The sequence below is a fragment of the Bacillus sp. FSL L8-0199 genome (genome assembly GCF_038005705.1).
Lineage (GTDB): Bacteria > Bacillota > Bacilli > Bacillales > Bacillaceae_G > Bacillus_A > Bacillus_A cereus.
The window spans coordinates 1-7,500 of record NZ_JBBOTS010000001.1; the positions used below are offsets into that span (position 1 = coordinate 1).

Genomic DNA, 7,500 nt, shown 5'->3' on the forward strand with positions numbered 1-7,500 from the left:
TTGGAAAATATCTCTGATTTATGGAATAGTGCCTTAAAAGAATTAGAAAAAAAGGTAAGCAAGCCTAGTTATGAGACATGGTTAAAATCAACAACGGCTCATAACTTGAAGAAAGACGTATTAACGATTACAGCTCCAAATGAATTTGCTCGTGACTGGCTAGAATCTCATTACTCAGAACTAATTTCAGAAACACTATACGATTTAACAGGGGCAAAATTAGCAATTCGCTTTATTATTCCCCAAAGTCAAGCTGAAGAGGACATTGATCTTCCTCCAGTTAAGCGGAATCCTGCACAAGATGATTCAGCTCATTTACCACAGAGCATGTTAAATCCAAAATATACATTTGATACATTTGTTATCGGTTCTGGTAACCGTTTTGCCCATGCAGCTTCATTAGCTGTAGCCGAGGCGCCAGCTAAAGCGTATAATCCACTCTTTATTTACGGGGGAGTTGGGCTTGGAAAGACGCATTTAATGCACGCGATTGGTCATTATGTAATTGAACATAATCCAAATGCAAAAGTTGTATATTTATCATCAGAAAAATTCACGAATGAATTTATTAACTCTATTCGTGATAATAAAGCTGTTGATTTTCGTAATAAATATCGCAACGTAGATGTTTTATTGATAGATGATATTCAATTTCTTGCTGGAAAAGAACAAACTCAAGAAGAGTTTTTCCATACATTTAATGCATTACACGAAGAAAGTAAACAAATTGTAATTTCTAGTGATCGACCACCAAAAGAAATTCCGACTTTAGAAGATCGTCTTCGTTCCCGCTTTGAATGGGGACTTATTACAGATATTACGCCACCAGATTTAGAGACACGAATTGCGATTTTACGCAAAAAAGCAAAAGCTGAAGGGCTTGATATACCAAATGAAGTTATGCTTTATATCGCAAATCAAATTGATTCAAATATTCGTGAATTAGAAGGTGCACTTATCCGAGTTGTAGCTTATTCATCTTTAATTAATAAAGATATTAATGCTGATTTAGCAGCTGAAGCACTTAAAGATATTATTCCAAATTCTAAGCCGAAAATTATCTCTATTTATGATATTCAAAAAGCTGTCGGGGATGTTTATCAAGTGAAATTAGAAGATTTTAAAGCGAAAAAACGTACAAAATCAGTTGCGTTTCCTCGCCAAATTGCAATGTATTTATCGCGCGAGCTTACAGATTCCTCTTTACCAAAAATAGGTGAAGAATTTGGTGGACGTGATCATACAACAGTTATCCATGCCCATGAAAAAATCTCTAAACTACTAAAAACCGATACGCAATTACAAAAGCAAGTTGAAGAAATTAATGGTATTTTAAAGTAGTAGCTGAATAGTGTGAATAACTTACCTTGTTTTACGCACAGTCTATCCACATGTAGATAGACTGTTTTTACATCCTTTATAGAGGTTATCCACATATCCACAAGCCCTATTACTATTACTACTATTTTTTTATCTTTATTAATTAAATAAAATCTTATACTTACCGGAGGTTTTTCTTTATGCGTTTTACAATACAAAAAGACTATCTTGTAAGAGGTGTACAAGATGTAATGAAGGCAGTTTCTTCTCGTACAACAATCCCCATCCTTACGGGAATTAAAGTTGTAGCTACTGAAGAAGGGGTTACATTAACAGGAAGCGATGCTGATATTTCTATTGAATCGTTTATTCCAGTCGAAGAAGATGGAAAAGAAATCGTAGAAATAGCTCAATCAGGAAGCATTGTTTTACAAGCAAAATATTTTAGTGAGATTGTAAAAAAACTACCTAAAGACACTGTCGAAATTTCTGTGGAAAATCATTTTATGACAAAAATAAAATCTGGAAAATCAGAGTTTAACTTAAATGGTTTAGATTCTGCAGAATATCCGTTACTGCCACAGATTGAAGAACATCATGTATTTAAAATACCAACAGATTTACTTAAACATATGATCAGACAAACTGTATTTGCAGTTTCTACTTCTGAAACAAGACCGATCTTGACAGGTGTAAACTGGAAGGTATATAACAGCGAGTTAACTTGTATTGCAACAGATAGTCATAGACTGGCACTTAGAAAAGCAAAAATTGAAGGACATAATATTGCAGATGAGTTCCAAGCTAATGTTGTTATTCCAGGTAAGAGCTTAAATGAATTAAGTAAAATTTTAGATGAGTCTGAAGAAATGGTAGATATCGTTATTACGGAGTATCAAGTATTATTCCGTACAAAACATTTATTATTCTTCTCAAGATTGTTAGAAGGAAATTATCCTGATACGACACGTTTAATTCCGGCAGAGAGTAAAACGGATATTTTTGTGAATACAAAAGAATTCCTACAAGCAATTGATCGTGCTTCACTATTAGCAAGAGATGGCCGCAATAACGTTGTTAAATTATCAACTTTAGAGCAAGAAATGCTAGAGATTTCTTCGAATTCACCAGAAATCGGAAAAGTTGTCGAAGAAGTACAATGCGAAAAAGTAGATGGAGAAGAGTTAAAAATATCTTTTAGTGCAAAATATATGATGGATGCATTAAAAGCTTTGGATAGTACAGAGATTAAAGTTAGCTTTACTGGGGCAATGAGACCGTTCTTAATTCGTACAGTAAATGATGATTCAATTATTCAATTAATTTTACCGGTTCGTACTTACTAGGTAAGGAATAAGGGTTGCTAGTTTAAAGATGCTAGTGGCCCTTATTTGATTTTTGGGTATTACTTTCCTAATGCTAGTTTATTTAGTACAATGAAAGAATGAACACTTTCAGAAAGTGAGCGATTTTATGAAACGTATTAAAATTTCAACAGAGTATATTACACTAGGACAATTTTTAAAGTTAGCTGATGTAATTGATACAGGTGGCGCTGTAAAATGGTTTTTACAAGAATATGAAGTGTACGTGAACAACGAACTTGAAAATAGAAGAGGTCGCAAACTATATGCGAATGATGTTATTGAAATTCCAGGAAGCGGAACTTTCCAAGTTCAGGCATAAAGGGGGAGCCCTTTGTTTATTTCAGAAATACAATTAAAAAACTATCGCAATTATGAAAAATTAGAGCTTTCCTTTGAAGATAAGGTAAATGTAATTATCGGCGAAAATGCACAAGGGAAAACTAACTTGATGGAAGCTATTTATGTTTTAGCGATGGCGAAATCTCATAGAACCTCTAATGATCGCGAACTTATCCGCTGGGATGAAGATTTTGGTCAAATAAAAGGGAAATTACAAAAAAGAAACAGTTCTTTGTCCTTGGAATTAAATATTTCGAAAAAAGGTAAAAAGGCAAAATTAAATCAACTTGAACAACAAAAGTTAAGTCAATATATTGGCGTGATGAATGTTGTCATGTTTGCCCCAGAAGATTTAAATCTTGTAAAAGGAAGCCCTCAAGTAAGAAGACGCTTTTTAGATATGGAATTAGGACAAATAGCTCCTGTATATTTGTATGAATTAAGTCAATATCAAAAGGTGCTCACGCAACGAAATCATTTGTTGAAAAAAATGCAAGGGAATAGTAAGAATGAGGAAACGATGTTGGATGTATTTACACTTCAACTAATTGAGCATGGTGCGAAGATACTGCAAAAACGTTTTGAATTTTTGCATTTGCTACAGGAATGGGCAGCTCCAATTCATCGAGGTATAAGCCGTGGATTAGAAGAGTTAGAAATTGTCTATAAACCAAGTGTAGATGTATCAGAATCAATGGATTTGTCGAAAATAAAAGAAGTATACTATGAAAATTTTCAATCTGTGAAACAACGTGAAATTTTCCGTGGTACGACTTTAATTGGTCCTCATCGTGATGATTTACAATTCTTCGTTAATAGTAAAAATGTTCAAGTCTTTGGTTCGCAAGGACAACAACGAACGACCGCACTATCCCTAAAATTAGCTGAAATTGAATTGATTTATTCAGAGGTTAAAGAATATCCAATCCTTTTGTTGGATGATGTTTTATCAGAATTAGATGATTATCGTCAATCACATCTTTTAAATACAATTCAAGGAAAAGTGCAAACATTTGTTACAACGACGAGTGTCGACGGAATTGAACACGAAACATTAAAAGAAGCGAAAACAATTCATGTAACGAACGGCACTGTAGATTGTGAAATAGATAGGGAATAACCCCTGTTTAAATGGAAAAGTAGGTGATCTTTGTGTCAATGGAACAAAAGCAAATGCAAGAAAATGCATATGATGAAAGTCAGATACAGGTGCTTGAAGGACTAGAGGCAGTTCGGAAACGCCCTGGTATGTATATTGGATCTACAAGTGGAAAAGGGCTTCACCATCTTGTGTGGGAAATCGTAGATAATAGTATTGATGAAGCACTTGCAGGTTATTGTGATGAAATTAATGTTAGTATCGAAGAAGATAATAGTATTCGTGTAACGGATAATGGGCGTGGTATTCCGGTTGGTATACAAGAAAAAATGGGACGTCCAGCTGTAGAAGTTATTATGACTGTTCTCCACGCCGGTGGTAAATTTGGCGGTGGCGGTTATAAAGTTTCTGGTGGTTTACATGGTGTTGGGGCATCGGTTGTAAATGCTCTATCAACAGAATTAGAAGTATTTGTACATCGTGAAGGTAAAATCCATTACCAAAAATACGAAAGAGGTATTCCGGTTGCGGATTTAAAAGTCATTGGTGACACAGATCAAACAGGAACAATAACTCGATTTAAACCAGATCCGGAAATTTTCCAAGAAACAACAGTATACGATTTTGATACGTTAGCAACTCGTATGCGTGAATTAGCGTTTTTAAATCGTAATATTAAATTAACAATTGAAGATAAACGTGAACATAAGCAAAAGAAAGAATTCCATTACGAAGGTGGAATTAAATCATACGTTGAGCATTTAAATCGCTCAAAACAACCGATTCATGAAGAGCCTGTGTACGTAGAAGGTTCAAAAGATGGTATTCAGGTTGAGGTTTCTCTTCAATATAACGAGGGATACACAAATAATATTTACTCATTTACGAATAACATCCATACGTATGAAGGTGGTACACATGAGGTAGGTTTTAAAACAGCTTTAACTCGTGTAATCAACGACTATGGTCGTAAAAATAGCATTTTAAAAGATGCGGACAGTAATTTAACTGGTGAGGATGTTCGTGAAGGTTTAACAGCAATTGTATCAATCAAGCATCCAAATCCACAATTTGAAGGACAAACGAAGACAAAACTTGGGAATAGTGAAGCGAGAACAATTACAGAGTCTGTATTCTCAGAGGCGTTTGAAAAGTTCTTACTAGAAAATCCTAATGTAGCGCGAAAAATTGTAGAAAAAGGTACGATGGCTGCACGTGCACGTGTAGCTGCGAAAAAAGCGCGTGAATTGACACGTCGAAAGAGTGCGTTAGAAGTTTCAAGTTTACCTGGTAAATTAGCTGATTGCTCTTCGAAAGATCCAGCAATTAGTGAAATTTACATCGTAGAGGGTGATTCTGCGGGTGGATCTGCAAAACAAGGACGCGATCGCCATTTCCAAGCAATTTTACCGCTGAAGGGTAAAATTATTAATGTGGAAAAGGCACGCTTAGATAAGATTTTATCAAATGATGAAGTTCGTACAATTATTACGGCGATCGGTACAAATATTGGTGGAGACTTCGATATTGAAAAAGCACGCTATCATAAAGTTATTATTATGACCGATGCCGATGTTGATGGTGCACATATTCGTACCCTATTATTAACGTTCTTCTATCGTTATATGCGTCAAATAATTGAGTGTGGTTATATCTATATTGCACAGCCGCCGTTGTTTAAAATACAACAAGGTAAAAAAATTCAATATGCTTACAACGATAAGGAACTTGAAAAAATCTTAGCAGAATTACCGGCCCAACCTAAGCCAGGGATTCAGCGTTATAAAGGTCTAGGGGAAATGAATCCAACTCAGCTATGGGAGACGACAATGGACCCAGAAGTACGTTCATTACTTCAAGTTTCGCTTCAAGATGCAATTGAAGCAGACGAAACATTTGAAATTTTAATGGGAGATAAAGTAGAGCCACGTCGTAACTTTATCCAAGAGAATGCAAAATACGTGAAGAACCTTGATATTTAAATGAGTAATGACAGGAATCTAAGTATTCCTGTCTTCTACATATAAATCAATGTATGTGTAACGGAAATGTAAGAGGAGGTGCTCGTTGATGTCAGACAATCAACAACAAGCACGAATTCGAGAAATTAATATTAGTCATGAAATGCGTACCTCATTTTTAGATTACGCAATGAGTGTTATCGTATCTCGTGCATTACCAGATGTTCGTGATGGATTAAAACCTGTGCATCGTAGGGTTTTATATGCGATGAATGATTTAGGAATTACAGCTGATAAAGCGTATAAGAAATCAGCACGTATTGTCGGTGAAGTAATCGGTAAGTATCACCCTCATGGTGATTCAGCCGTTTATGAAACAATGGTACGTATGGCGCAAGATTTTAGTCAACGTTATATGCTTGTAGATGGGCATGGTAACTTCGGTTCTGTAGATGGAGATTCAGCAGCGGCAATGCGTTATACAGAGGCAAGAATGTCTAAGATTTCTATGGAATTAATACGTGATATTTCAAAAAATACAATTGATTATCAAGATAACTATGATGGTTCCGAAAGAGAACCGATAGTACTACCAGCGCGTTTCCCTAATTTATTAGTAAACGGTACAACAGGTATTGCTGTTGGTATGGCAACAAATATACCGCCGCATCAGCTTGGCGAAGTAATTGATGGTGTGCTGGCATTAAGTCATAATCCTGATATTACTATCGCGGAATTAATGGAATATATTCCCGGTCCAGACTTTCCGACGGCAGGTTTAATTTTAGGAAGAAGTGGAATTCGAAGAGCTTATGAAACAGGTCGCGGTTCCATTATGCTTCGTGCTAAGGTTGAAATTGAAGAGAAGTCAAACGGTAAACAATCTATTATCGTAACTGAACTACCTTATCAAGTTAATAAGGCACGATTAATTGAAAAAATCGCAGAATTAGTTCGCGATAAGAAAATTGAAGGTATTACAGATTTACGTGATGAATCAGATCGTAATGGTATGCGTATTGTCATGGAAGTACGTCGTGATGCTAATGCAAACGTACTATTAAACAATCTATATAAACATACAGCGCTTCAAACAAGTTTCGGTATTAATATGTTGTCTCTTGTAAATGGGGAGCCACAAGTACTAAATTTAAAACAAAATCTATATCATTATTTAGAGCATCAGAAGGTAGTAATTCGTAGACGTACTGCTTATGAATTAGAAAAAGCAGAAGCACGTGCTCATATTTTAGAAGGATTACGAATTGCTTTAGATCATCTTGATGAAGTTATTACGTTAATTCGTAGTTCAAAAACGGCAGATATTGCCAAGCAAGGCTTAATGGAACGTTTTGGTTTAAGTGAGAAACAAGCGCAAGCGATTTTAGATATGCGTCTGCAACGTTTAACTGGA

General features: G+C 35.4%; 6 protein-coding genes (1 of these 6 only partly in view). All 6 read left to right on the forward strand.

Annotated elements, in window-relative coordinates; translation table 11 throughout:
• Entirely contained in the window at positions 1-1,341 is a 1,341-nt protein-coding gene (dnaA, locus tag NST86_RS00005) for a chromosomal replication initiator protein DnaA (protein WP_000428018.1), read from the forward strand.
• A gap of 179 nt (positions 1,342-1,520) precedes the next feature.
• Positions 1,521-2,666, forward strand: a complete 1,146-nt coding sequence (gene dnaN / locus NST86_RS00010) for a DNA polymerase III subunit beta (protein ID WP_001212884.1) — start codon at positions 1,521-1,523, stop codon at positions 2,664-2,666.
• 127 nt (positions 2,667-2,793) lie between these two features.
• Entirely contained in the window at positions 2,794-3,006 is a 213-nt protein-coding gene (gene yaaA, locus NST86_RS00015; RefSeq protein ID WP_000821364.1) for a S4 domain-containing protein YaaA, read from the forward strand.
• 12 nt (positions 3,007-3,018) lie between these two features.
• The gene (recF, locus tag NST86_RS00020; protein ID WP_016118983.1) at positions 3,019-4,146 is read left to right on the forward strand and encodes a DNA replication/repair protein RecF; all 1,128 of its coding nucleotides are present in this window, start codon (positions 3,019-3,021) and stop codon (positions 4,144-4,146) included.
• Between the two features lie 38 nt (positions 4,147-4,184).
• The gene (gyrB, locus tag NST86_RS00025) at positions 4,185-6,107 is read left to right on the forward strand and encodes a DNA topoisomerase (ATP-hydrolyzing) subunit B (RefSeq protein ID WP_000435982.1); all 1,923 of its coding nucleotides are present in this window, start codon (positions 4,185-4,187) and stop codon (positions 6,105-6,107) included.
• Between the two features lie 88 nt (positions 6,108-6,195).
• Positions 6,196-7,500: the 5' portion of a DNA gyrase subunit A gene (gyrA, locus tag NST86_RS00030; RefSeq protein ID WP_001282864.1), read on the forward strand. 1,167 nt of this gene lie beyond the right edge of the window; 1,305 of the gene's 2,472 nt are visible here — the first part of the coding sequence; its start codon is at positions 6,196-6,198; its stop codon lies off the right edge, out of view.